Annotated in this window: 30 protein-coding genes; 12 read left to right on the top strand and 18 right to left on the bottom strand. The window is 65.5% G+C overall.

The window, feature by feature from the left end; all coding sequences use genetic code 11:
* Positions 1-17: 17 nt before the first annotated feature.
* On the bottom strand, positions 18-452 hold the full coding sequence (locus Y900_RS09430) for a cupin domain-containing protein (RefSeq protein ID WP_036341600.1): 435 nt from the start codon (positions 450-452) through the stop codon (positions 18-20).
* Positions 453-481: 29 nt separating this feature from the next.
* Between Y900_RS09430 and Y900_RS09425 the strand changes: the two genes are divergently transcribed.
* Together Y900_RS09425 and purM are read left to right on the top strand one after the other, a co-directional pair.
* Positions 482-1,099: a DUF2461 domain-containing protein gene (locus tag Y900_RS09425; protein ID WP_036341597.1), complete on the top strand. Its 618-nt coding sequence runs from the start codon at positions 482-484 to the stop codon at positions 1,097-1,099.
* 48 nt (positions 1,100-1,147) lie between these two features.
* Positions 1,148-2,218, top strand: a complete 1,071-nt coding sequence (purM, locus tag Y900_RS09420; protein ID WP_036341594.1) for a phosphoribosylformylglycinamidine cyclo-ligase — start codon at positions 1,148-1,150, stop codon at positions 2,216-2,218.
* Positions 2,219-2,256: 38 nt separating this feature from the next.
* Here purM and Y900_RS09415 read toward each other — a convergent pair whose 3' ends face one another.
* Together Y900_RS09415 and ygfZ are read right to left on the bottom strand one after the other, a co-directional pair.
* Positions 2,257-2,448 (bottom strand): DUF3073 domain-containing protein, encoded by a 192-nt coding sequence (locus Y900_RS09415; protein WP_036341591.1) that lies wholly within the window; start codon positions 2,446-2,448, stop codon positions 2,257-2,259.
* Positions 2,449-2,585: 137 nt separating this feature from the next.
* On the bottom strand, positions 2,586-3,677 hold the full coding sequence (gene ygfZ, locus Y900_RS09410; RefSeq protein ID WP_036341588.1) for a CAF17-like 4Fe-4S cluster assembly/insertion protein YgfZ: 1,092 nt from the start codon (positions 3,675-3,677) through the stop codon (positions 2,586-2,588).
* Between the two features lie 65 nt (positions 3,678-3,742).
* On the opposite strand from ygfZ, the gene Y900_RS09405 reads away from it, so the two are divergent.
* On the top strand, positions 3,743-4,603 hold the full coding sequence (locus tag Y900_RS09405) for an aminodeoxychorismate lyase (RefSeq protein WP_109751195.1): 861 nt from the start codon (positions 3,743-3,745) through the stop codon (positions 4,601-4,603).
* Positions 4,604-4,883: 280 nt separating this feature from the next.
* Here the strand turns inward: Y900_RS09405 and Y900_RS09400 are convergent, their stop codons facing one another.
* From Y900_RS09400 to lmeA, 9 genes are all read right to left on the bottom strand, one after another.
* Positions 4,884-5,204 carry a hypothetical protein gene (locus Y900_RS09400; RefSeq protein ID WP_051659980.1) on the bottom strand — a complete coding sequence of 107 codons (321 nt, stop codon included), beginning with the start codon at positions 5,202-5,204 and terminating at the stop codon, positions 4,884-4,886.
* 22 nt (positions 5,205-5,226) lie between these two features.
* Complete coding sequence (locus Y900_RS09395; RefSeq protein WP_036341583.1) at positions 5,227-5,544, bottom strand: hypothetical protein; 318 nt, start codon at positions 5,542-5,544, stop codon at positions 5,227-5,229.
* Positions 5,544-6,188 carry a heme-binding beta-barrel domain-containing protein gene (locus Y900_RS09390; RefSeq protein WP_036341581.1) on the bottom strand — a complete coding sequence of 215 codons (645 nt, stop codon included), beginning with the start codon at positions 6,186-6,188 and terminating at the stop codon, positions 5,544-5,546. Before Y900_RS09390 ends, Y900_RS09395 begins: the two co-directional genes overlap by 1 nt.
* A 153-nt stretch (positions 6,189-6,341) precedes the next feature.
* Complete coding sequence (locus Y900_RS09380; protein ID WP_036341575.1) at positions 6,342-6,644, bottom strand: DUF1416 domain-containing protein; 303 nt, start codon at positions 6,642-6,644, stop codon at positions 6,342-6,344.
* A gap of 2 nt (positions 6,645-6,646) precedes the next feature.
* Positions 6,647-7,480: a sulfurtransferase gene (locus Y900_RS09375; RefSeq protein ID WP_036341572.1), complete on the bottom strand. Its 834-nt coding sequence runs from the start codon at positions 7,478-7,480 to the stop codon at positions 6,647-6,649.
* A gap of 35 nt (positions 7,481-7,515) precedes the next feature.
* A complete protein-coding gene (locus Y900_RS09370) occupies positions 7,516-7,986 on the bottom strand; it encodes a DUF4395 domain-containing protein (RefSeq protein ID WP_036341569.1) in 471 nt (156 codons plus the stop codon).
* Between the two features lie 90 nt (positions 7,987-8,076).
* Positions 8,077-8,178: an Ms5788A family Cys-rich leader peptide gene (locus Y900_RS33700; RefSeq protein WP_353616982.1), complete on the bottom strand. Its 102-nt coding sequence runs from the start codon at positions 8,176-8,178 to the stop codon at positions 8,077-8,079.
* Between the two features lie 20 nt (positions 8,179-8,198).
* Entirely contained in the window at positions 8,199-8,618 is a 420-nt protein-coding gene (locus Y900_RS09365; protein WP_036341566.1) for a TlpA family protein disulfide reductase, read from the bottom strand.
* Positions 8,615-9,412 (bottom strand): mannan chain length control protein LmeA, encoded by a 798-nt coding sequence (gene lmeA / locus Y900_RS09360; RefSeq protein ID WP_036346296.1) that lies wholly within the window; start codon positions 9,410-9,412, stop codon positions 8,615-8,617. Before lmeA ends, Y900_RS09365 begins: the two co-directional genes overlap by 4 nt.
* Positions 9,413-9,619: 207 nt before the next feature.
* Between lmeA and Y900_RS09355 the strand changes: the two genes are divergently transcribed.
* The 7 genes from Y900_RS09355 (at position 9,620) to Y900_RS09325 (ending at position 16,227) form a co-directional block, all read left to right on the top strand.
* On the top strand, positions 9,620-10,420 hold the full coding sequence (locus tag Y900_RS09355; protein WP_036346294.1) for a winged helix-turn-helix transcriptional regulator: 801 nt from the start codon (positions 9,620-9,622) through the stop codon (positions 10,418-10,420).
* On the top strand, positions 10,417-11,340 hold the full coding sequence (gene mshD, locus Y900_RS09350) for a mycothiol synthase (protein ID WP_036341563.1): 924 nt from the start codon (positions 10,417-10,419) through the stop codon (positions 11,338-11,340). Before Y900_RS09355 ends, mshD begins: the two co-directional genes overlap by 4 nt.
* A 169-nt stretch (positions 11,341-11,509) precedes the next feature.
* The gene (pstS, locus tag Y900_RS09345; protein ID WP_036341561.1) at positions 11,510-12,643 is read left to right on the top strand and encodes a phosphate ABC transporter substrate-binding protein PstS; all 1,134 of its coding nucleotides are present in this window, start codon (positions 11,510-11,512) and stop codon (positions 12,641-12,643) included.
* A 108-nt stretch (positions 12,644-12,751) separates the two neighbouring features.
* Positions 12,752-13,723, top strand: coding sequence for a phosphate ABC transporter permease subunit PstC (gene pstC, locus Y900_RS09340; protein ID WP_036341559.1), 972 nt, complete (start codon positions 12,752-12,754; stop codon positions 13,721-13,723).
* On the top strand, positions 13,723-14,622 hold the full coding sequence (gene pstA, locus Y900_RS09335; RefSeq protein WP_109751192.1) for a phosphate ABC transporter permease PstA: 900 nt from the start codon (positions 13,723-13,725) through the stop codon (positions 14,620-14,622). Before pstC ends, pstA begins: the two co-directional genes overlap by 1 nt.
* Before the next feature lie 24 nt (positions 14,623-14,646).
* Positions 14,647-15,423: a phosphate ABC transporter ATP-binding protein PstB gene (gene pstB / locus Y900_RS09330; RefSeq protein WP_036341553.1), complete on the top strand. Its 777-nt coding sequence runs from the start codon at positions 14,647-14,649 to the stop codon at positions 15,421-15,423.
* Between the two features lie 84 nt (positions 15,424-15,507).
* Complete coding sequence (locus Y900_RS09325) at positions 15,508-16,227, top strand: winged helix-turn-helix transcriptional regulator (RefSeq protein ID WP_036341549.1); 720 nt, start codon at positions 15,508-15,510, stop codon at positions 16,225-16,227.
* Positions 16,228-16,246: 19 nt separating this feature from the next.
* Here Y900_RS09325 and phoU read toward each other — a convergent pair whose 3' ends face one another.
* The 4 genes from phoU to Y900_RS09305 form a co-directional block, all read right to left on the bottom strand.
* A complete protein-coding gene (phoU, locus tag Y900_RS09320; RefSeq protein ID WP_036341547.1) occupies positions 16,247-16,912 on the bottom strand; it encodes a phosphate signaling complex protein PhoU in 666 nt (221 codons plus the stop codon).
* A gap of 90 nt (positions 16,913-17,002) precedes the next feature.
* Positions 17,003-18,991 carry an LCP family protein gene (locus tag Y900_RS09315; protein ID WP_036341544.1) on the bottom strand — a complete coding sequence of 663 codons (1,989 nt, stop codon included), beginning with the start codon at positions 18,989-18,991 and terminating at the stop codon, positions 17,003-17,005.
* A gap of 234 nt (positions 18,992-19,225) precedes the next feature.
* Positions 19,226-20,359: a tRNA dihydrouridine synthase DusB gene (gene dusB, locus Y900_RS09310; RefSeq protein WP_036346292.1), complete on the bottom strand. Its 1,134-nt coding sequence runs from the start codon at positions 20,357-20,359 to the stop codon at positions 19,226-19,228.
* A 26-nt stretch (positions 20,360-20,385) separates the two neighbouring features.
* Positions 20,386-21,381 (bottom strand): acyl-ACP desaturase, encoded by a 996-nt coding sequence (locus tag Y900_RS09305; protein ID WP_036341539.1) that lies wholly within the window; start codon positions 21,379-21,381, stop codon positions 20,386-20,388.
* A gap of 211 nt (positions 21,382-21,592) precedes the next feature.
* Here Y900_RS09305 and Y900_RS09300 point away from each other — a divergent pair, with 211 nt between their 5' ends.
* The gene (locus Y900_RS09300; protein ID WP_036346290.1) at positions 21,593-22,063 is read left to right on the top strand and encodes a hypothetical protein; all 471 of its coding nucleotides are present in this window, start codon (positions 21,593-21,595) and stop codon (positions 22,061-22,063) included.
* On the opposite strand, the gene Y900_RS09295 is transcribed toward Y900_RS09300, so the two are convergent.
* Positions 22,045-22,641, bottom strand: coding sequence for a TetR/AcrR family transcriptional regulator (locus Y900_RS09295; protein ID WP_036341536.1), 597 nt, complete (start codon positions 22,639-22,641; stop codon positions 22,045-22,047). The two genes, Y900_RS09300 and Y900_RS09295, sit on opposite strands and share 19 nt — an antisense overlap.
* 68 nt (positions 22,642-22,709) lie before the next feature.
* On the opposite strand from Y900_RS09295, the gene Y900_RS09290 reads away from it, so the two are divergent.
* Positions 22,710-23,741: an oxygenase MpaB family protein gene (locus Y900_RS09290; protein ID WP_036341534.1), complete on the top strand. Its 1,032-nt coding sequence runs from the start codon at positions 22,710-22,712 to the stop codon at positions 23,739-23,741.
* A gap of 228 nt (positions 23,742-23,969) precedes the next feature.
* Here Y900_RS09290 and Y900_RS32705 read toward each other — a convergent pair whose 3' ends face one another.
* Positions 23,970-24,128 carry a hypothetical protein gene (locus Y900_RS32705; protein WP_165760831.1) on the bottom strand — a complete coding sequence of 53 codons (159 nt, stop codon included), beginning with the start codon at positions 24,126-24,128 and terminating at the stop codon, positions 23,970-23,972.
* Between the last annotated feature and the right edge of the window lie 57 nt (positions 24,129-24,185).

Genomic DNA, 24,185 nt, shown 5'->3' with positions numbered 1-24,185 from the left:
ACCGGTTGGATTGCCACTTATTCGAACGGGCAACCCGGATTCGGCGCATCGACTGCCAGCTGGCTGCCCGCAGGCTTGATGTAGAGCACCCACATCACGACGGGGACCGGGCCCTCATTGCGGCCCTCGTGGATATAGCCGGTGCCGCTGCCCTCGCTGATCGAGTCGCCCGCGCTGTACACACCGTCAACCGAGCAGTCGCCCTTGTAGTGGGTCAACGTGCCCTGCTTGATCACCCCGAACACCTGGCCGGGGTGGTAGTGCCAGCCGGTGGTTCCGCCGGGGGCGATGGTCAGCTCACGGGTGACGAAGTCCCTGCCGTTGAGAGTGGACTGCACCATGGTCTCGGCTTCGATGCCCGAGCTGGGCGTCGCCGCAGCCGAGGCGGGGAACAACACCGCACTGGTCATCGCGATGGTCAACGCCGCTGGGAAACACCGCACTGGTTTCATCGGGCACCAGACTGTCACACAATGTCGGAATGGCGTTTCGAGGCTGGCCGATCGAGGCTGTGGAGTTCTACGAAGGCCTGGAGGCCGACAACTCCAAGGTCTATTGGACCCGGCATCGCGCGGTCTACGACAGTCACGTGAAGGCGCCGATGGAGGAGCTGCTCGCCGAGTTGGCCGCGGAGTTCGGCGAGGGCACGCTGTTCCGGCCGCACCGCGACGTTCGGTTCAGCGCCGACAAGTCCCCGTACAAGACCAACTGCGCGGCAAGGCTCGGCTCCGGCTACGTGTCGTTCTCGGCCGAGGGGCTGTCGGTGGGCAGCGGTCTGTACATGCCCGATGCCGCAGCATTGGCCCGGTATCGGGCGGCGGTCGACGCCGAGAAGTCCGGCGCCGCGCTGGCCGGGATCGTCGACGCGCTGCACCAGGACGGCTACGACACGATGGCCCACGATGTCCTCAAGACCGCGCCGAGGGGCTACCCGAAGGATCATCCGCGCATCGAGCTGCTGCGCCACAAGGGCATCGCGATGATGAAGACCTGGCCGGTCGGCGCCTGGCTGGGCACGGCGAAGGCCAAGGACCGGGTGGTCACCACCCTGCGGGCCGGGGCGCCGCTGCGTGACTGGCTGGCCCGGCACGTCGGCTGACGACTGGCCCGTTTCGGCGGCGGACGTCGACCGGTAGCCTTATGCCCGATGACGGATCGCGAGGAAGACAACCTGATCTCCTACGCATCGGCCGGGGTGGATATCGAGGCCGGTGACCGTGCGGTCGAGCTGTTCAAGCCGCTTGCGAAGCGGGCCACCAGGCCCGAGGTGCGGGGCGGACTGGGCGGCTTCGCCGGGCTGTTCGCGCTGCGCGGGGACTACCGGGAGCCGCTGCTGGCCGCGTCGACCGACGGTGTCGGCACCAAACTCGCCGTGGCGCAGGCGATGGACAAGCACGACACCGTCGGCCTGGACCTGGTTGCGATGGTGGTCGACGATCTCGTGGTGTGTGGCGCCGAACCGCTGTTCCTGCAGGACTACATCGCCGTCGGACGTACTGTGCCGGAGCGCGTCGCCGCGATCGTCTCGGGCGTCGCCGAGGGCTGTGTGATCGCCGGATGTGCGTTACTGGGTGGGGAGACGGCAGAACATCCCGGGCTGATGGAGCCCGACCATTACGACATCTCCGCAACCGGCGTTGGCGTCGTCGAGGCGGACGACGTGCTGGGGCCCGACCGGGTGCGCCCCGGTGACGTGATCATCGCGATGGGATCGTCCGGCCTGCACTCCAACGGCTACTCGCTGGCCCGCAAGGTCCTGCTCGAGATCGACCGGATGAACCTCGCCGGCCACGTCGAGGAGTTCGGCCGCACGCTCGGGGAGGAATTGCTCGAGCCCACCCGGATCTACGCCAAGGACTGCCTGGCGCTGGCCGCCGAGACGCAGGTTCGCACGTTCTGCCACGTCACCGGTGGTGGGCTTGCCGCCAACCTCGAACGCGTCATCCCGCACGGCCTGGTCGCCGAACTGGACCGCGGAACGTGGACTCCCGCACCGGTGTTCGCGATGATCGCGCAGCGCGGCCGCATCGACCGCCCGGAGATGGAGAAGACGTTCAACATGGGCGTCGGAATGGTCGCCGTCGTCGCGCCGGAGGACACCGACCGCGCGCTGGCGATCCTGACTGCACGCCACCTGAACTGCTGGACACTGGGCACTGTCACCAAGGGCAAGGATGGCCCGAGAGCGAAGCTGGTAGGACTACATCCCCGCTTCTAGAGGATCAGGACCAGCGCGTGTGAGGAGGGGGCGGCGGCTCAGCGCCGCCAGCTACCCTCGTCGGCCCACGGGTCCTCGCCGAACCCGTTGTCCACGGTGTCAGGCTCGCTCGCCTCAGACTCCGAACCGGCCAACTCCTTGCGGAGCCGATCGACATCGATCTGGGGGGAGCTATATTTCAGCTCCCGAGCAACCTTGGTCTGCTTTGCCTTTGCCCGGCCGCGGCCCATGGGGGAACCCCCTCGCGCAATAACGGAGCGGCCCGGGATTCAGGCGGCTCCGATCTGTGTATTGGTTATTGTCCTGCCAACACCTTACCGTGCCGCACTGCGATGTGCTGGCAGGCCCGTTCGGCCGTGGGAGAACGTCAGTTCGCGCCGCGACGCAAACGCTCGACCGCGAGCCGCCCAGCGCCAACGGCGTCGGTCGCCGGCAGCGATTCCGGGTCCATCTCGGCGGCCACCTCATGCTCGCCGCCCGTGGTCAGAGCGGTATCGGCCGGAATGCCCCGCTTCACCAGGGCCAAGGCGATCGGCCCCAGATCGACGTGGTCGACGACGGTGCCCAGCCGGCCCACGACACGCCCACCGGCCAGCAGCGGATCACCCGTGGCCGGACGCTCCCCGGATCCGTCGAGATGCACCAGGACCAGCATCCGGGGCGGCTTTCCCAAGTTGTGGACCCGCGCGACGGTCTCCTGGCCGCGATAGCAACCCTTGTCGAGGTGCACCGCTCCTTGCCCGGGGCCACCGATCCACCCGGCCTCGTGCGGGATCGTGCGCTCGTCGGTGTCCACACCCAGCCGGGGGCGCTGGGCCGCGACCCGAAGCGCCTCGTACGTCCATACCCCGGCCCGGCGAACGCCCGCCGCATCCAGCCTGCTCAACCAGGTCGTCAGGTCGGCGCGCGGCACCACCAGGTCGAGTTCGATCTGACCGGCCGCTGCGGGCATCCGGCGCAGGAAGCCGCCGCCGGCGAGGGCAATGGCCGTCGACTCCGCAGGCAGCTCTTCGATGCCCAGCGTGCCGAGGACCGCCGATTCGGCGAGGCGCGGACCGAGCAGGGAGAGCACAGCCAGGTCGGCAGCCTCGGGGGTGACATCGGCCCAGAACACCATCTTGCGCAGATAGGCCAGCAGCGGTTCACCGCGGTCGCGTTCGGTGTCCAGATAGGTGACGCCGCCCAGCTCGGTCTGCACCCAGTGGTCTTCGACACGGCCCTGCCCGTCGAGGCTCAGGTTTTCGGTGGAGGCACCGTCGGGCAGCTCACTGACGTGCTGGGAACACAGCGAGTGCAGCCAGCTGCGCCGGTCGGATCCGGTGAGTGTGATGACCGCACGGTGCGACCGATCGACGACGACGGCATCGTGCTCGGCGCTGCGCTGCTCACCGAACGGGTCGCCGTAGTGCCAGATCGCGCCGGCATCGGGGGAGTTGTCAGGTGCGGGGACTGCTGACACACATCAACTCTACGGGGCTGCCACTACGCTCTTGCTCCATGCTTGGAATGCCCGGCCGCCTCTCGGTGCTCGTCACTATCGACGGCGAGGTGCGCGACCCGGCGCAACCGCTGCTGTTCGCCGACGACCTCGCGGCAGTCCGGGGCGACGGCGTGTTCGAAACCCTGCTGGTCCGCGACGGCCGCGCGTGCCTGGTGGACGCGCATCTGCGCCGACTCACCCAGTCGGCCAAGACGATGGACCTTCCGGAACCGGACCTGTCGGCCTGGCGGCGGGCCATCGGCATCGCGGTCGGGCAGTGGACGTCGTCGACGGCGTCCGAGGGCGCGCTGCGGCTGGTGTACAGCCGCGGTCGGGAGAGCGGCTCGGAGCCGACCGCCTACCTCACGGTCAATCCCGTGCCGGACCGGGTTGTCGCCACCCGCCGCGACGGGATCGCCGCGGTGCTGCTCGATCGGGGGTTGCCGTCCACCGGAGTGGACACGATGCCGTGGCTGGTGGCCGGCGCCAAGACGCTGTCGTACGCCGTGAACATGGCCGCGCTGAGGCACGCCGCAGACAGGGGAGCCGGTGACGTGATCTTCGTCAGCTCCGATGGGTACCTGCTGGAGGGTCCGCGCTCGACAGTGGTGATCGCCACCGACGAGGGCGCGGGGACAACCCTGCTCACGCCGCCGCCGTGGTACCCGATCCTGCGTGGCACCACGCAGCAGGCGCTGTTCGAGGTTGCCCGTGAGAAGGGCTACGACTGCGATTTCCGTGCACTGCGACCATCTGACTTGTCTGCCGCACAGGGGGTTTGGCTGGTGTCCAGCATGACGCTCGCGGCTCGGGTGCACACTCTCGACGGGCGGCCCTTGCCGCCCACTCGGCTGGCCGCCGAAGTGGCGGCGCTGGTCGATGCCGCGATCGTCTGTGATCGCTGATCGCGAAAATGTGTTGGCACAACCTTTCTGACGCGGGTACTTTCGTCGGTACACGAGAAGGGAGGTGGTCCGGAAAATTGATAGCTTCTAGGACATGTGAGGTGGCTGCCCGCTAGCAGCACCAGGTGCCGGGATTTACCCGCGCTTTGAGCGCGCTGGCGAATTCCAGGCAGCTACCCGGCCCCCGAGCTCTTGGTTAGTCCGACCAGGGAATAACGGCTCGGGGGCCGCCCCTTTTCTCGCGGCCCCCCGACGGTTGACACCCCGCGGGCTCGGCGCTTCACCAATTGTCGTGATCAGGGCAGGACACATCGATGAAAACCGTTGTCGGCTCGGCAGATTCATCAGGCGGTCCGCCTGGATTGTGGATCCCGGTGACCGAGCACCTGTCGAGCGATTGGCTGGTGTAACCGAAGACCCAGTTGATACCGACGCGGTAGCCCTGACTCTGGAGGTCGCGAATGGTGTCGGCCGCTGATTCGGTACCTGCGGCCGGCCACGGCGGGTCTGCCGCGGCGGGCGCGGCGACGACGACCGCCCCGACTACGGCTACCGGCGCAACCGCCAGCCGTGCGATCGAATGGCGTGCTTTCGCGCCCATCACTCGAGGGTACGAGTCGAAGCTATGAAGCCGGGCCGGGCTCGAGCGGCGAGCAGGCTTTCATCGCTTGATCCCAGACGCCCGGATCGACGCCCGGCGGCGGACCCAGGACCGCGGTACCGGCCGAGTCGGGAACTCCGTGCTCGTGCAGACAACGGGCCAGCGAACCGTGCTCAGCCGGACCCGGTGTGGTGCTGCTCGGGGACGTGGTGCCAGGTGGGGGACTGGTGGTGCTCGGCGCCGGGCTGATCGCCGTCGGCTGCGAGGGCGACGGGGCGGGGACGCACCCGGCGAGGAGTGCGGTGGCCGCCGTGGCGACCACCAGGGCAACGCGGCGCATCAGCCGACGTATCGCGTCAGCCGCGCGGACAGGTGCGGAACAAGGCCGCCGTCGGCGTCGACCCGCTCCTCGACGTAGGCCAGGTCGCCCTCGACGATCCCGTACAACCGTTTCGCACCGCCCACCAGCACACCGGACTTGCTGCGCGCCAACGCATCGGTCACCAGCTCCCACGACGACTGATTGCGGGGGTGGCCGTAGAACAATTCGACGTAGCCCGCCGAGTGCGCCAGCATCAACTCGATGGCCTGCGATTCACCGGGATCGGCCGGGTCGGTGACGAACCGCCAGAAGCCGGATTCCCGAAGTCCCGGGCCGGCGTACTCACCCGACTCGTCGAGGCGCCAGGACCGGGAATCCCAGTTCAGATATTCACCGCCGTCGTGCGAGACGATGATCTGCTGTCCGAAGTGGTAGTCGCCGTGGGTGCCGCGACCTTCGCCCTCGCCGCGCCAGACCCCGACCAGCGGCAGCAAGGCCAGCAGTGCATCGTTGAGGTTGGCGCCAAGGCGCAGATTGGCGGTGTCGGCGGCCACCGGCAGATCGTCGAAAACAGGGATGTTGCGCCCGGCCGTTTCCTTCGCCCGCTCGGCCGCAGCCGCTACGGCGCGATCGCCGCTACCGGAGATGTCCTCGGAACTCACGACTCGTCGGTGATCAGTCGATACAGCGCGTACAACGCGAACCAGGTGATCAACACGACCGTCGCAACCAGGAGGATCTCGTAGAAAAGAACCACGGTGACAGTCTATCTGGGGCCCGGGCGGAGGTGCCGCCCGAGCCCGTCCCCAACCGTCTTACGCGACCTTGATGTCGACTTCGTGGATCCCGGCACCGGTCGGCGCGACGGTGACGTCGCCGTTGCCGACCTTGGACAGCGCACGCACTGTCCAGGTGCCCGGTGCCGCGAAGAACCGGAAGTCACCGGTCGCCGAGGCCACCACCTCGGCGGTGAACTCGTCGCTCGAGTCCAGCAGACGCACAAAGGCGCCGCCTACCGTCTGACCCGAGTCGTCCACCACGCGGCCCGTGATCACGGTCTCCTTCTCGAGGTCGACACCGGCGGGCAGGGTCTGTCCTTGTTTAGGTGCAGAGCACATGATCAACTTCCCAACTCGATCGGGGCCCCCACCAGGGAGCCATATTCTGTCCAACTACCGTCGTAGTTCTTGACGTTCTTGTGCCCCAACAGTTCCTGCAGCACGAACCAGGTGTGCGACGACCGCTCGCCGATTCGGCAGTAGGCGATCGTCTCCTTCTCGCCGTCCAGGCCGGCCGCGGCGTAGAGCTTGGCCAATTCCTCGTCGGACTTGAAGGTTCCGTCCTCGTTCGCAGCCCTGCTCCACGGAACGTTGATGGCGCCGGGGATATGCCCGGGGCGCTGGCTCTGCTCCTGCGGCAGGTGGGCAGGCGCGAGGATCTTGCCGGAGAACTCGTCGGGGGACCGCACGTCCACCAGGTTCTTTGCATTGATCGCGGCGATCACCTCGTCGCGGAACGCGCGGATGGTGTTGTCGGGGGCCTTCGCGGCGTACGAGGTGGCGGGCCGCTCGGGCACCTCGGTCACCAGGGGGCGTCCGTCGAGTTCCCACTTCTTGCGGCCGCCGTCGAGCAGCTTGACGTTCTCGTGGCCGTACAGCTTGAAGTACCAGTATGCGTACGCGGCGAACCAGTTGTTGTTGCCGCCGTACAGGATCACGGTGTCGTCGTTGCTGATTCCCTTGTCGGACAACAACTTCGAGAACTGTTCTTGATCGACGAAGTCACGCTTGACCTGGTCCTGCAATTCAGTCTTCCAGTCCAGCCTGACGGCGCCGGCGATGTGGCCGTCTTCGTAAGCCGAGGTGTCCTCGTCGACCTCGACGAAGACGACGTTCGGCGCATCGAGATTGCTCTCGGCCCAGTCGGTGGAGACCAGGACGTCGGAGCGTGCCATGAAGTGGTTCCTTTCGGTTGCGTGTCTAGAAAAGCTCAGGTGGTGGCCGGCGTGCGCAGCCTGGCCACGAGGGGGTAGATCTGGCAGCCCAGGCAGATGCCGAAGGCTGCGTTGAGGAAGGCGGCGAACAACGCGAACGCGGTGGCGACGGTGCCGAGAAGCGGTGCGCCCAGGGCGAAGCCTGCGACCCCGGCGACGGCGAACACGAACCCCACCAACTGCGCGAACTTCAACGGCGGCACCGGCTCCCGCTCGGAGACGGGACTCAGCCGCGGCGCGACGAGGTTGGCGAAGATCATTCCGTAGGGGTGCTGACGCGGCCCGCGTAGCGCCCCGACCGCGAACACGACGGCCTGCAACCCCAGCAGCACACTCGCAGCAACCGGGCGCAAGCCCGAGACGACGAGAACCGCGACCAGGACGGCCGTGGTGACCCAGGCTGCAAAGCGGGGGCCGCGGACATCCACCTGGGTGACGGCGGGGGTACTGGTGGTGCTTGTCGACATGGTTTCTTCTCCTGTTGCTGATCGGGCTGGGCGGAGACGAGCCGCAAACGGCCGCTCCAGAGTGGCGGCGCGAAAGAAGGGCGCGGCGACTCAGCAGCTACAGCAACAACAGCAACAACCCGCAACGCGGCACAGATCGACTGCGCGACGCTTGGTGAGCGCTAGCTCGAGGCGGGTCGACACGCGAGTCATGCTACCCAATGACCGGGCTTTCAGGCCAACAGAGGCTCGAGGGCCGCCCGCAGGTCAGCGGCCTTGGGGACCCCCGCCGTCCGGTACCGCTGCCGGCCGTCTGCGTCGAAGATGAACGTGGTCGGCAGCGACAGTACTGAAAGCTTGCGTGCGGCAGCCGGATCGGCGTCCATGTCGATCTCGACGTGGGCGACGTCACGAAGGTCGGCACAGACCTGGTTGACCACGCGTCGCACTCCTGCGCAGGGTCCACACCACACTGCGCTGAAATGGACGATCGTCGGCCCGGTCCGGGATAAACCCAGGTCGCTGAAGTCGACGTCGTGCGATTCGGCCTCGCGCACGACTCCGGACCGCCGGTTGTGCAGGATGCCTGCGACGATCGCCACCCCCAGCGCGGCGGCGATGGCGACGATCGCGGTGATCAAAGCGGGGCTCATGACTGTGTGAACCCGTCGAGCCGGATGGTTACTCCCTCGGCGATGCCTTCGATGATGATGTCCGAGCCGCGAGCACCCTCGGTGGTCGGACGCACCCCGAACGGCAACTTCTGGCTGGGCAGTCTGCCGCTGAACGCCGCGAGCACCGCTGCCTTCTTGTCATCGGGTACCGGCTGGTCAGCGGTGCCGGGACCGGTCTGCACATCCGTCGCTGTGAAAACCAGCGTGGTCTGGTCCGGGCCGGCCACCGAAAGGTCGACGGCGACGCTGATCGGCTTGTCGAAGCCGGCTTTCTTCGGCGTCCCGGTGAAGACCAGGCCCTTGCTACCGGAGATACCCGACTCGGTGGTGCCGCCGGTGGCGTCGTTGGTCTCCTTCGACGGAGCCTCCACCATCAGGTCGGTGATCCCGACGAACCGGCCGAGGTGGAGGGAGTCGATGATGATGCGGCTCTCGAGCTTGCCGACCGGCAGGTTCGCGTCCGGTCTGATCAGCCACGATGCCTGGGTGAGGTCGATGTTGTGCAGGGTGGCCTCCAGCGAGGCCTTGCCGACCACGGGATGGCCCACCCCATTGGCCTTGATCTCGATCTCGTCGAAGTGGTGCTTCATGGCCTGGCGAATGAACGGAAACCCCAGGATCGCCACCGACGGGTCGAACGACAGTCCCGCGGCGCTGCGCACGGTGCGCGAAAGCCGGTACTCGGCGTAGATCGTCGCGCCGAAATCGACGCCGACCGCCCCGACGGCCACGGCGAGCAGCGTCGCACCGAGAGTGATCAGGAGCTTTCGCACCTGCACATTCTGGCGTACAACCGGTGCGCAACCGCCGTCGCGCACCCCCTCGACGGCAGGTGAAGTCGTTCAAATCAGCTAAATAGCAGGTGGCGGGTTAAAGTTAGATGACCCATGGCTGGGTAACGGCCATATGTCGCCCATGAGTCTGGTGGGTCACCGCGACGGCGCTGTCGACGATGAGTATCCGGGGCATTGGAGAGTTTGTTGGACCTGCTACTTCTCACCGTCGACCCGCACCCAGAATCGGTGCTGCCGTCGCTGGCGTTGCTCGCACACAACGTGCGGTCGGCGCCCACCGAAGTCTCGTCGCTGCTGGAGGCGGGCTCGGCGGACATCGCGATCGTCGACGCGCGCACCGACCTGGCGGCCGCCCGCGGCCTGTGTCGCCTGCTCGGGACGACCGGCACGTCGGTGCCAGTGGTGGCCGTCGTCAACGAGGGCGGCCTGGTCGCCGTCAACATGGACTGGGGTCTGGACGAGATCCTGCTGCCCAGCACCGGCCCCGCGGAGATCGACGCCCGGCTGCGCCTGCTGGTCGGCCGGCGCGGCGGAGTGGCCACCCAGGAGAGCGCGGGCAAGGTCAGCCTCGGGGAACTGGTCATCGATGAAGGCACCTACACCGCGCGATTGCGCGGCCGCCCGTTGGACCTCACCTACAAAGAATTTGAACTCCTGAAGTATCTGGCGCAGCACGCCGGCCGGGTGTTCACCCGCGCGCAGCTGCTCCAAGAGGTGTGGGGCTACGACTTCTTCGGCGGCACCCGCACCGTGGACGTCCACGTGCGGCGTCTGCGCGCCAAACTCGGACCCGAATACGAATCGCTGATCGGAACGGTCCGCAACGTCGGCTACAAAGCGGTCCGTCCGGCCAGGGGGCGTCCGGCGCCCGTCGAGTCGGACTTCACCGAGGACGACGACGAGGACGCGTTCGATGACGGCGAGGACATCTCGGATTCGATGAGCGTGCGGTCGGGCCCGGTGTCGCAGCCGTTGCGCAGTCAGTGAGCGCCCCGCACTGGCGCACCGCCCTGACCCCGGCCGAGCAGGAGCAGGTGCGCGCCGTGATCGAGGCCGCCACCCGAACCGACGGGGTCGCGCCGGTGGGTGAGCAGGTCCTCCGGGAGTTGCCGCAGTCGCGCACCCGGCACCTGGTCGCCACCGACGGAGACGACGTGGTCGGCTACCTCAACCTCACGCCGGGACGCGACGACGCCGAAGCGATGGGTGAGCTCGTCGTGGCACCCCAGGCCCGACGGCGCGGTATCGGCTCGGCGCTGCTCGTGACCGCCGTGGACGCCGCCGGCGGTGCGGTCCGGTTCTGGGCGCACGGCACCCTGCCCGCGGCCCGGGCGGTGGCCGACGCGCTCGGGATGACGGTGGTCCGCGAACTCATGCAGATGCGCCGCACACTTCGAGACATCCCTGAAGTTGTTGTGCCCGAAGGTATTCGGATTCGCACGTACGCCGGCCCGGCCGACGACGCAGAGCTGCTGCGGGTGAACAACGCCGCTTTCTCCTGGCATCCCGAACAAGGCGGCTGGGGTTCATCAGACCTCGACGAGCGGCGCCGTGAATCGTGGTTCGATCCAGCGGGTCTGTTCCTTGCCATCGACGACGACACCGACCAGTTGCTCGGTTTCCACTGGACCAAAGTGCACTCCGACCATCCCGGGCTGGGCGAGGTCTACGTGGTCGGTGTGGACCCCGCCGCGCAGGGCCGCGGACTGGGCCGTCTGCTCACCCTGGTGGGCATCGAGCATCTGGCCCGGCGTCTGGATTCGTTGGAAAACCCCGCAGTCATTCTCTACGTCGAAGCGGACAATTCCGCCGCGGTGCGAACGTACGAGCGACTTGGCTTTGCGGTGTCCAACGTGGACACCGCGTATCAGGACGGGTCGTTCCAAGTGGTTTCCGAGCCTACGTAGGGCAAACCCACTGGTTCATCTTCCGTTCATCGTCGGTCGATCGACTATTCATAGTCGAACCATAGGTTCCCTGTCGGGCAGCGATCGACTGCTCGGCGGAACGCTTGTTCCGTGATTCGGTGTGACCCGGTGGACGACAAACTCGCCACCCCGGCTCTAGAGGAGTTACGTGAAGCTCAACCGATCCGGCGCAGCGCTAAGCCTGCTCGCGGCAAGCGCTCTGGTGTTATCAGGATGCGGCAGCAACAACAACAACACGTCGGCGACGACGTCGGGCGCGTCCGGTACCGCCGGCGCTTCCGGTTCTAAGGTTAGCTGCGGCGGCAAGAAGACGTTGAAGGCAAGTGGCTCGACCGCGCAAGCGAACGCCATGACTCGGTTCGTCAACGCGTTCGAGCAAGCCTGTTCAGGGCAGACGCTGAACTACACCGCCAACGGCTCTGGCGCTGGGATCAGTGAATTTATCGGCAAGCAAACAGATTTCGGTGGGTCTGATGTGCCGCTGGATGCATCGAAGGGCGAGCCTGACAAGGCTGCGCAGCGCTGCGGATCTCCCGCCTGGAACCTGCCGACAGTCTTCGGTCCGATCGCGATCACATACAACGTCAAGGGCGTTGACTCACTGGTGCTCGACGGTCCGACCGCCGCCAAGATCTTCAACGGCGCCGTCACCACCTGGGATGACCCGGCCATCAAGGCGTTGAACCCCAACGCCCAATTGCCCTCGGAGCCAATTCACGTCGTATTTCGTAGCGATCAGTCCGGCACCACCGACAACTTCCAGCAGTACCTCAATGGCGCGTCCGACGGTGCGTGGGGCAAGGGCGCGGGCAAGTCTTTCAACGGCGGTGTCGGCGAAGGCGCGAAGGGTAACGACGGCACGTCGGCGGCGATCAAGGCCACGGACGGCTCCATCACCTACAACGAGTGGTCGTTCGCTCAAGCGCAGAAGCTCAACATGGCTAAGATCGTCACCTCTGCGGGACCGGATCCGGTCGACATCACACCCGACACCGTTGGCAAAACGATTGCGGGCGCGAACATCAAGGGCCAGGGCAACGATCTGGTGATCGACACCTCGTCCTTCTACAAGCCGACGCAGCCGGGTTCGTACCCGATCGTGTTGGCGACCTATGAGATCGTGTGCTCGAAGTACCCCGACGCTGATACCGGCACCGCTGTTAAGGCGTTCCTGCAGGCAGCGATCGGCCCGGGCCAGAGCGGTCTGGCTGACAACGGCTACATCCCGATTCCGAGCGCATTCATGCCCAAGCTCTCGGCAGCCGTCAACGCGATTTCCTGATCAGAGGTTTCGATGGCTCTAGAGCCTGAAGTCCGTCCGCCTGGGGCGTCTTCCAAGGAGGCGCCCCTCGCGGATGGCACTAGCATTCAAGACATGTCCATTCCGGGTATGCCGGGACCGGCCGGAGTGAAGGCCCCCAAAGCAATCGGAGCCAGCAGTCGTCAATTCGGCGACCGAGCGTTCAAAGCGATCGCGACCGCCGCCGGTTCGACAATCGTGATCGCGATCGCTCTCATCGCGATCTTCTTGCTGATCCGCGCAGTTCCGTCGCTGCGGGTCAATCACGTGAACTTCTTTACGAGCGCCGAGTTCAGCACCACGGATGCCGAAAATCTTGCCTTCGGTATCCGTGACCTTTTCATGGTCACGGTTTTGAGCTCGGTATTCGCGCTGCTGCTGGCTGTCCCCGTCTCGGTCGGTATCGCGATTTTCCTCACCCAGTACGCGCCCGCGCGATTTGCTCGGCCCTTCAGCGTTATGGTCGACCTGCTGGCTGCGGTGCCCTCGATCATCTTCGGCTTGTGGGGAATCTTCGTGCTGGCGCCCAACCTTGAGCCCATCGCGACGTTCCTCAATCGCACCTTGGGGTGGCTGTTCCTGTTCAAGCAGGGCAATGTGTCACTGGCCGGTGGAGGCACCATATTCACCGCAGGCATCGTTTTGGCCGTGATGATTCTCCCGATCGTCACGTCGGTATCGCGTGAAGTGTTCCGACAAACCCCCAAGCCCCATATCGAAGCGGCGCAAGCGCTCGGCGCGACGAAGTGGGAAGTGATCAGGATGACCGTCCTACCTTTCGGGCGAAGCGGCATCGTTGCCGCGTCAATGCTCGGCCTGGGCCGCGCTCTCGGCGAGACGGTAGCCGTCTTGATCATCCTGCGCTCGGCGGCCAAGGCCGGCAGCTGGTCGCTCTTCGACGGCGGATATACCTTCGCATCCAAGATCGCCTCTGCCGCAGCAGAGTTCAGTGAACCGCTGCCAACGGGCGCTTACATCGCGGCGGGCTTCGTATTGTTCGCCTTGACGTTCATCGTCAATTCGGCAGCCCGCGCAGTCGCAGGCGGAAGGGTCAACGGATGATGAGTGCCACTCTCGATCAACCCGTCAAAGGACCGACGTTCCACCCGATTAGCCCGGGACGAAAGATCAAGAACCGGGTGGCCAGCTCGCTGTTTCTGATCGCGTTCGGAATCGCTGTCGTCCCATTGGTTTGGGTGTTGTGGATGGTAATCGAACGTGGCTGGTACGCGGTGACTCGGTCGGGGTGGTGGACGCACTCCCTCCAGGGGGTTCTCCCCGAACAATTCGCCGGCGGCGTCTACCACGCGATCTACGGGTCACTCGTCCAGGCGGCCGTTGCCGCCGTCGTTGCCGTGCCGCTCGGATTGATGGCCGCGGTCTACTTGGTGGAATACGGCACGGGCGTACTGGCGAAAGCCACTACGTTCATGGTGGACGTCTTGGCCGGCGTACCGTCGATCGTTGCTGCGCTGTTCATTTTCAGCTTGTGGATCGCCACGATGGGATTTCCCCAGAGTTCGTTCGCGGTGTCGTTGGCTCTGGTGCTACTCATGCTTCCCGTAGTCGTGCGGAACACCGAAGAAATGCTCAAACTTGTTCCCGACGAGTTGCGAGAAGCCAGTTACGCCTTGGGAATTCCGAAGTGGATCACAATCTTGCGGGTAGTCGTACCGACCGCACTGCCCGGCATCATTTCTGGCGTGTTGCTTTCGGTGGCGCGCGTCATCGGTGAGACGGCGCCGGTGCTGGTCCTTGTCGGCTACAGCCGATCCATCAACTTCGATATCTTTGAAGGCAATATGGCTTCGTTGCCGCTGCTGATCTACACCGAACTCACCAACCCACAGCACGCGGGCTTCCTTCGAATCTGGGGTGCGGCCCTCACGCTGATCATTCTGGTAGGCATCTTGAACCTGGCTGCGGCCTTGGTCACCCGCATGCTTACCGCACGACGTTAATCCGAAGCCCGACAGGAGCTTTCAATGGCCAAACGCATAGACCTCAAAGACGTCAACATTTACTACGGACAGTTTCATGCTGTCGCCGACGTCAGCATGTCGGTGCCACCGCGCAACGTGACGGCGTTCATCGGGCCGTCAGGGTGCGGTAAGTCCACCGTCCTGCGTGCTCTGAACCGGATGCACGAAGTGATCCCGGGCGCGCATGTCGAGGGTTCCGTATTGCTGGACGGTGAGGACATTTACGCCGCCGGAGTGGATCCCGTCGCGGTTCGGAAGACCATCGGTATGGTTTTCCAGCGGCCCAACCCGTTTCCGACGATGTCGATCAAAGACAACGTTGTCGCCGGTCTCCGGCTGCAAGGACTGCGGAACACCAAAACGCTCAACGAAGTTGCGGAGCGATCTCTGCGGGGCGCCAACCTCTGGAACGAGGTCAAGGATCGGTTGGACAAGCCCGGCGGCGGATTGTCGGGCGGTCAGCAGCAGCGGTTGTGCATCGCCCGAGCCATCGCGGTGCAACCCGATGTCCTTCTGATGGACGAGCCTTGCTCGGCGCTCGACCCGATTTCGACGCTCGCGATCGAGGATCTGATCGCCGAACTGAAACAAGACTTCACGATAGTGATCGTCACTCACAACATGCAGCAGGCCGCGCGGGTGAGTGATCAGACGGCGTTCTTCAACCTCGAGGCAACGGGGAAGCCGGGGCGTCTGGTCGAGATCGGAGACACCGAGAGGATGTTCTCCAATCCGGGGCAGAAGGCGACTGAAGACTACATCTCCGGGCGGTTCGGCTAGCCACCGACGGTTGTTCGCGACTGGGGAGGTAGTAGCGATACCGGAAGGCTGGGTGGACATGGCGTCCAAGTTCGGCGGATCCACATGGTAGTCGGCCAGGAGAATTCTCGCGATCGCCCGGATATGGTGGCCGCTCGCGGGTCTCTTGTACTCACGGATGGTGACGAAGCGATCGCCACGCAGTTGATCGAGGACGCCACTGCGTTCGGTATTCAGACGACGTGGTGCCGCGATGGCGCTGAGGCACTATTTGCTGTCGGCGCCGAGTCCCCCGATGTACTCGTTATCGCGGCGAGAACCGACACGGTGGACACGGTCGACGTGGCTTCAGCCGTGAGGAACCGGTCGACAGTGCCGATCCTCGTCGGTAGCGCGGTCGGGGAAAACGACCTCGTGCGGGCCGCTTTGGCCGCTGGCGCCTCCGCCGTTATCTCCCGTCCGTACGACATCACCGCCATCGCACCATTCGCTTTCGGCAGTAGTTCGCGGCAGGAGCGAAAAATCGTCGCAGCCGGACCGATTCGGGTCGATCTGCGCGGTCACGAAACGCGTGTACGCGGGCGTCATGTGCAGCTCACTCAACGCGAACTCGAACTTCTGATGTATCTCATCGAGCGAGAGGGTGACGTCGCCAGTAGTGACGAGATCAGTCATGCCGTCTGGGGGCGTGCGTCTGATACCAACACGGTGGCGGTTCATGTGAGGCGGCTGAGGGAGAAGCTTGGGCACGACCCCGAACACGGCGAATTCATTAGGACGATCCGGGGCGCCGGCTACAGAATCGTTCCCTCGATTTACACCTGAGCGGAGGGCCGGCCCAACGTCAGTAGGTGGAGATTTCCTCGTCTTGCGGTAATCGACCGGTCACCTGGAAGATCACCCGCCGCGAGATCTCGACGGTATGGTCGGCGAAGCGTTCGTAGAACCGGCCTAGCAGCGTGACGTCCACTGCCGCGGCGACGCCGTGCTTCCACTCGCGGTCCATCAGCACCGTGAAGAGATGGCGGTGCAGGTCGTCCATCGCGTCGTCTTCTTCCCGGATCCGCCGAGCCTTTTCGGGGTCGCGCGACAACAGAACTTCGCGGGCGCTCTCACCGAGTTCCACTGCGACACGACCCATTTCGGCAAAGTAACCATTCACCTCTTCCGGAAGCGCGTGCTGCGGGTGGCGACGGCGGGCGATCTTGGCGACGTGCAGGGCCAAGGCTCCCATTCGATCGACGTCGGCGACGATCTGAATCGAACTCACAACCGCACGCAGGTCGCCGGCGACCGGCGCCTGCAGCGCTAGCAGCACGAAGGCGGCTTCCTCTGCGCGGGCACTGGCAGAGGAAATTTTGTCGTGGTCGGTGATGACCTGCTCGGCCAGCGCCAGATCGGCCTGAAGAAGGGCCTGTGTCGCTCTTTCCATCGCGACACCGGCCATCCGGCACATTTCAGCCAGCTGGTTGGTTAGAGCATCGAGTTGCTCGTGGTACGCGGTCCGCATGCCATCCACCCTACTTTCTGCAAGTGCTGCCAGTATGCCGAGGGGGAATGAACGAACGGTGAATGAACGCGAACTGCCACACATCTCGGCTTATTCGCAGGTGACGTCCGCGGCGTTGGTGACCGTGAGGTCCTCGGGGAGCGCGGTGGGGGTGCTCTTGGAGTTGTGGCTGACCTGCACGCTGACGGCCGATCCGCTCGGCGGCGGGGCGGCGACACTGCTGAAATCGGGCCCGAGCACCACCTGAACGGTTTCGCCAAGGCCGTCCATCCGCTCCATCTGCGCGGCCGGGAACGCCGCGGCGACGGTGGCGGCGGCTTGCTCGTTGCCGGCCGAGAACATCACCGTGGTCGCGGTGACGGCGCCGGTGTAGTCGTCCGGGGCCAGCACGTGGAAACCATGTTGCTTCAGCGCGGTGGCGGCGGTCGAGCCCAGCCCGTCCTGGCCGGTGGAGTTCGACACCTGCACTGTGATGTCCTGCGGATCGGTGGTCACGGCGTTGACCAATTCGGTCTGCGTGGTTTGTGCGGGCTGCTCGAGCTGGCCGGGCTTGGCCGCCTGAATGGCGTTCTGCGACGCCGTCATCGGGCTGGTCGTCGCATTGGTGTCGTTCTCGCCGGGCAGCGGATCGTCGTTGATGATCGCGTCGAACAACGCGCGGATGTCATGGGTGCGCGGCGGTTCGTTGCCGTCGGCGTCGGTGATTCCGGTGGTGGGCACGGTGACGAACGTGATTCGGCCCGCGTTGACGCCCTGCAGCGACTGGCCGAGGTCGACCAGGTCCTTGGTCCGGACGTTGTCCACGTAGGTGTCGTCGATGAATTCGTTGACCACGTTGTTCAGCTTGGTGAGGCTGAACAAGGTGTCTTTGGAGATGATCGAGCGCAGTAGTGAGGACAGGAACAGCTGCTGGCGCTTGATGCGGCCGTAGTCGCCGTTGAGCTCGGTGGTGACCTGGCGGGCGCGGACGTAGTTGAGCGCGGTGTGGCCGTCGAGCGTCTGGCGGCCCGCCTTCTCCAGCACCGTGCCCAGCTCGTAGTCCTTCAGCGGAGTGGTGCTGCACACCTCGACGCCGCCGACCGCATCGACCATCTTGGCGAAACCGGCGAAGTCGACAGCCATGAACCGGTTGATCGACAGCCCCGACATCTTCTGAATGACTTTGACCAGGCATTTCGGCCCGCCATAGGCGTACGCGGAGTTCAGCTTCGTCTCGGTGTAGCGGTAGTCGTCACTGATCTGGCCGGTGGCCTTGTCGGTGACCGGGCCGTACTTACCGGTGTCGGGGTCCCACGCCTGGCAATACGCGGGAGTGATGGCCAAGTCGCGGGGGAACGACACCACGACGACGCGCTTGCGGTCAGCGGGGACGTTGACCAGCATCACTGTGTCCGACCGGGCGCCGCCCGCGTCTTGGGTGGTGCCGGCACCCATCTCGCCGTTGGCGCCGCTGCGGCTGTCGACGCCGACGATCAGGAAGTTCTCGTCACCGAACTGCGCGTTCGGATCGATGATGTCGCGCGAATTGGTGTCCAGCGCCGCGACATTGCGCAGCAGATTGTTCTTGGTGGACTGCCACTGCCAGGCGCCGCCGGTCAGCACCAGGGCCGACACCGCGAACAGCGCCGCAGCGGATCGCCCGGCCAGCAGCACGGGCTTGCGGCGCGACTTGGCCTTCTTCGTCGTCGTGCTCGCCGGCGCCGGGTCGGGGTCAGCGGCCAACGCACCGCGCGCGCGTCGAATCGCCTCGAGGTCGGGCACTTCGTCGGCGTACGCGGCGGTGACGACCGGGATGGGCTCGGTGAGATCGGTCAGGTCGGGGAGATCTGTGACGTCGTCTTCGTACTCGTCGTCCTCGGCACGGTGCCGGGCGGGCTCGATCGCGGCTCGGGAGCCGGATACCTTCGCGATCAGGTCGGCGACGGTGACGCCCTGGGTGTGGTTGCCGCTCGGGGGAGCGGACGCTGTCACCCGCTCCCAGGGCGCGGCGCCGGCCGCGGCTCGAGGAGTCCTGGTCACCCGGTCGCCCTCATCGGGGGCGCGGTGCTGGCCAGGAGTGGCGTTGCCGCCGTCACTCATGTTCCAGTCGCCTCCGACTCTGGGTCGTGCGCATCGACGCGCATGCAAATGATGGTCCGGCGGTACCGACACCTCGGCCGGCATCGATGCGCGGCCGTCTCAACTGTCCTATGTCTTGTAGCAGCAGTCGGTGGCTGTCCGCCACTCCAGCGGCCCGCGACAAGACAAGATCACCATCGTACTGAGACAAGCCGTCGAACCGCTAGCTCGCACAGGTGTCGGGACCGTCTCGGTTCAGCCTCCGGAGTTCATCACATCGGCCCCCGCAGGCACCGTGCAGTCGTCGGGGTCGTCGAGCCAGCCTTCCGGCAGGGTGACCGACGACGCCGACCCCTGCCGGCCCCGCGGCCCCGTTGCGGCATCCGGAAACGGGATGTCGCGGTCGAGGCGGTCGAGCAGGCTGTCGAGCTCCGCCAGGGTCTTTACCAGTGCCAACGCCCGCCGGATGTCGGCGCCTGCGGGGAAGCCGTGCAGATACCAGGCGACGTGCTTGCGGATGTCGCGCATGCCCTTGTCTTCGCCGAAGTGATCGGCCAGCAGCTCGCCGTGGCGGCGGATGATGTCGGTGACTTCGCCGAGCGTCGGCGGGGTCGGCGTCGGCGAGCCGGTGAACGCCGCCGAGAGCTCCGCGAACAGCCAGGGCCGGCCCAGGCAACCGCGACCGATGACGACTCCGTCACACCCGGTGGAGGCCATCATCGCCAGGGCGTCGTTGGCCTCGAAGATGTCGCCGTTGCCGAGGACCGGGATCGTCGTCACCGCGTCCTTGAGGCGGGCGATCTCGTCCCAGTCGGCGGTCCCGGAATATCGCTGGGCGGCGGTGCGCGCATGCAGCGCGACCGCCGCGGCGCCCTCCTGCTCGGCGATCCGGCCTGCGTCGAGGTGGGTGCGGTGGTCGTCGTCGATGCCGATCCGGAATTTCACGGTCACCGGCACTGAGGTGCCCGCGGTGGCGCGGACGGCGGCGGCCACGATCTGGCCGAAGAGGCGTCGCTTGTACGGCAGCGCGGCCCCGCCGCCGCGACGGGTCACCTTGGGCACCGGGCAGCCGAAGTTCATGTCGATGTGGTCGGCGAGGTCCTCGGTGACGATCATCCGGGCGGCCTCATAGGTCGTTGCCGGATCAACCGTGTAGAGCTGCAACGAACGTGGCGACTCCTGTGGAGCGAACGTCGTCATGTGCAGGGTGACCGGGTGACGTTCGACGAGCGCGCGGGCGGTGACCATCTCGCAGACATAGAGGCCCGACACCGTTCCGGCTCGTGCCTCCTCGAGCTCGCGGCACAGGGTGCGGAACGCGACGTTGGTGACGCCGGCCATGGGCGCCAAGACAACCGGGCTGCGGAGGGCGAAAGGCCCGATCCGCAGCCCGGTGGCCGCTGGTGCGATGTCGACTATGTTGCCGCCCCTGCCAATGCCTTGGCGCTGCGCTTCTCGGCGAGGCGCGCGTCGCGCTCGAGCTTGCGAGCCTTGGACTCTTCGAACTTGTCGCAGGCCTCTTCGATTTCCGTGATCAGGTTCGCCAGGTCGTCGCGCATTGCCGCAGCTTCGCCGGTGAAGTCGTCGCGCTCGAAGATGCGCCACTTCTTGAGCACTGGCATCACCACGTCGTCGAGGTGGATACGCAGGTCGTATACGCCGCCCATGGCGATGATGACGGCCTTGCGCCGGAAGTCCGGCACGGTGTATCCGGGCATCTTGAAGTTGCGCAGCACCCGGTGCAGGGACTTCATCGCCTGGTTGGGGGCCACGTCGAAACCGGCCTCGCTGACGTCGCGGTAGAAGATCATGTGCAGGTTCTCGTCGTTGGAGATCCGGGCCAGCAGCTGCTCGGCGACGGGGTCGTTGCAGGCCTTGCCGGTATTGCGGTGCGACACCCGGGTCGCCAGTTCCTGGAAGCTGACGTACATGACCGAGTCGAACAGGCTCTCGGCGAACAGATCGCCCTGCTGGTTCTGGCCCGGCGAGAAGCCGCGGGTCATCTGTTCCATCCGCAGCTCTTCGAGCTCGACGGGATCGCAGTTGCGGGTGACCACCAGGTAGTCGCGGATCGAGATGCCGTGCCGGTTCTCCTCGGCGGTCCACCGGTTCACCCAGTAGCCCCACGGGCCGTCCATCGAGAAGTTCATCGCGATCTCGCGGTGGTAGGCGGGCAGGTTGTCCTCGGTCAGGAGGTTCTGCACCATCGCCGTGCGGGCGACTTCGGAGAGCTTCGACTGCTCGGGATCCCAGTCCTGGCCGCCGAGGGCGTAGTAGTTTTTGCCGTCCGACCACGGGATGTAGTCGTGGGGGTTCCAGTCCTTCATCATCGTCATGTGGCGGTTGATGAGTTTCTCCGCCACCGGTTCCAGCTCGTGCAGGAGATCGAGGTCGGTCAGGTCTTTCGACATGAACCCTCCAGTTATCTGTTCCTAGTGGTTGCACTCAATATATCTGTGTATCTCGGTGACATTCAAGTTCCCCCTGCGGCATGTTGGTAACGGTTCGCGGCCCTCGTCCGCCGGACTGCAGACTCTTACGACCCGTCGTACTATTTGCGCACCGGAAACATCCAGCATTTGGTACGCAAATGCCCAGGCAACGCACATGTCGGAGGTCGCGATGAAGAACTATTTGGTCCTCGGCGTCGGTGCGCTCGGTTCGGCGGTGGCATCGGTTGCGATGTTCGGCTCCGGCACCGCGTCGGCAACCAACGAATACGCTGGCCAGACCTATGCTGATGCGGCGCAGGCGATCAGCGACGCCGGTCAGTCGGCGACCATTGCCACCCGGGTCGGCAGCTTCCTGCCGACCGACCAATGCATCGTCACCGGATCGCGCAGCGCCGACTTCCTCGACTCCAGCGGCACCAACGCCGGCAACCGCGTGTTGCTCTACCTGAACTGCAACAACACTTTCGCGACGGCCGGCGTACCGGGTAACTCAATCGGTAGCCCCGAGGGTCGCCAGGCTCGTGCCGACTATGAGGAGCAGCTCGCCAAGGCCCAAGCCGAAGCGGATCAGAGCGCGTCGAGCGAGCTGGATCAGACCGGCAACGTTCCGGGTGTAGCGGGTCAGGTCGCCGGCGGATAACTCGCCGTCGGGGTGAGCAGCAGGTCTACGCAGTAATCGATGAACTGCTCGCGCGACGCGGGAAGCTGGCCGTCGAGGTAGGCGGTGAACAGGGCTGTCAGCGCCCCGATCAACCCGGTGGCCATCATCTTCTGCAGCACCGGATCGCTGATCGCGGTCAGCTTGCTCTGCAACAGCTCGATGAAGCTGGGCATCCACTCGGCGCCGGAGTGGATCAGCACGGCTTCGACCTGCGGCGCCAGCAGCAGCACGCGGCCCCGAACCGGATCGTCCACCATCAGACTCACGAACTGTTCGACTGCCGCGCGCGGTGTCGCGGCCGACATCAACGCAGTCATGGCGCGATTGCAGACGTCGTCGTACACGGCTCGGACGAACTCGTCACGGTCGGAAAAGCTTTCGTAGAAGTACCGCTCGGTCAGGCCGGCGTGGCGGCAGACCGCCCGCACCGTCAGCGCTGGGCCGCCGGGGCTGCCGAGCAGCGTGACGCCGGCGCTGATCAGTTCGTCTCTGCGCAGCGCCTGCCGGTCCGGCAGCGGGACGCCGGACCAGCGGCCCCGTCGTTGACCCGGCGTCACATCGCTCCTAAGCTCTTGGTGACAACGTATGTAGTCAAAATGCCAGGCTTCCTTGGGAAGGTCACCAGTTGAGTCAAGATACTTCCGAAACGTGCCCCGTCACCAGCGAGGGCGCGCACGTGGCGGCCGGCTGCCCGGTGACCGACGCCGGGTATGACAGCCCGCCGGCGGTACTCGGGCCCGAGTCGCTGACGTGGAAATACTTCGGTGACTGGCGCGGGCTGCTGCAGGGGCCATGGGCCGGATCGATGCAGAACATGCATCCTCAACTCGGCGCTGCCGTCGAGCAGCACTCGATCTTCTTCATGGAGCGGCTGCCTCGGCTGTTGCGATCGCTCTACCCCATCGGCGGTGTGGTGTTCGACGGCGATCGGTCGCCGGCAACAGGTGCCGAAGTGCGTGACTACCACATTCCGATCAAGGGGGTGGACGCTCAGGGACGCCGCTACAGCGCGCTCAACCCCGACGTCTTCTATTGGGCCCACGCAACGTTTTTCATGGGCACGGTGCTGACTGCCGAGTACTTCGGTGACGGCCTGACCGAGGACCAGAAGCGCCAGCTGTTCGATGAGCACGTAACGTGGTACCGGATGTACGGCATGAGCATGCGCCCGGTGCCGGCAAGTTGGGAAGAGTTCCAGCTGTACTGGGATCACATGTGCCGCAACGTGCTCGAGAACAATTGGGCCACTCGCGAGGTCCTCGACCTGTCTACGATGCCCAAACATCCTTCACTGCAGTGGATTCCGGACTTTCTGTGGTCGGCCTACCTCAAAGCGCTCGGCCCGTTCGCGGTCTGGATCACCGTCGGGCTCTACGGCCAGCCGGTCCGCGACCTGATGGGCTACACGTGGTCGAAGCGAGATGAGCGTCTGCACAGATTGTTCGGCCGCATGGTCAACCTGGCGTTCAAGGCGTTGCCCGAGCGTCGTCGGATGCACCCGCGTGCGCGTGCGGGCTGGGATCGTGCGACCGGCCGCATTCCCGTCGACGCACCGCTGATCCACACGCCGGCCCGCAATCTGCCGCCGATAGGGGAGCGCGACAAGGGAATTCATTACCTGGGCGACACCTGCCCGACCAAAACAGTGGCGTCCTGACGGTTCGTCCACGAAACAGGCCCTGAGAGCGAAAGTAAGCTACCGGTCAGCTGTTCCGGTTCGGCATCCGGGGATTGTTGCCAGCGCAATATTTGTGCGCCGAACATCGCGGTCGCTGGCGCAGAGCGTGGACTGCGAGCGCGGAGGATCTAGCGGCCGGGTCAGATCAACTGGCGGCCGGATCGACGGCCCTTCCGCGGCAAGCAGGGGCCCGGCAGGACGGCGGCGTCAATTGCTTTCGGCCGCAGCCAAACCCCAGCACATCACGGCATAAGATGCGGCGAAGGCGATGTCGTCGATGTTCTCGTCGTTGCCGCCCAAGCGCCGGACTTGGTCGGCGATCGCGTGGCGGATCACATCGGTAGACGTGAGGAGTGGGTGACTCATGTTAACTCCTGAGGCGCGCGTGAAACAGGACTGCCCCGCTCCCCGATGCGTTAACTG

The sequence above is a fragment of the Mycolicibacterium aromaticivorans JS19b1 = JCM 16368 genome, from assembly GCF_000559085.1.
Classification (GTDB): domain Bacteria; phylum Actinomycetota; class Actinomycetes; order Mycobacteriales; family Mycobacteriaceae; genus Mycobacterium; species Mycobacterium aromaticivorans.
Note: the sequence above shows the minus strand (reverse complement) of the source record. Positions and strands in the feature narration are given on the sequence as shown.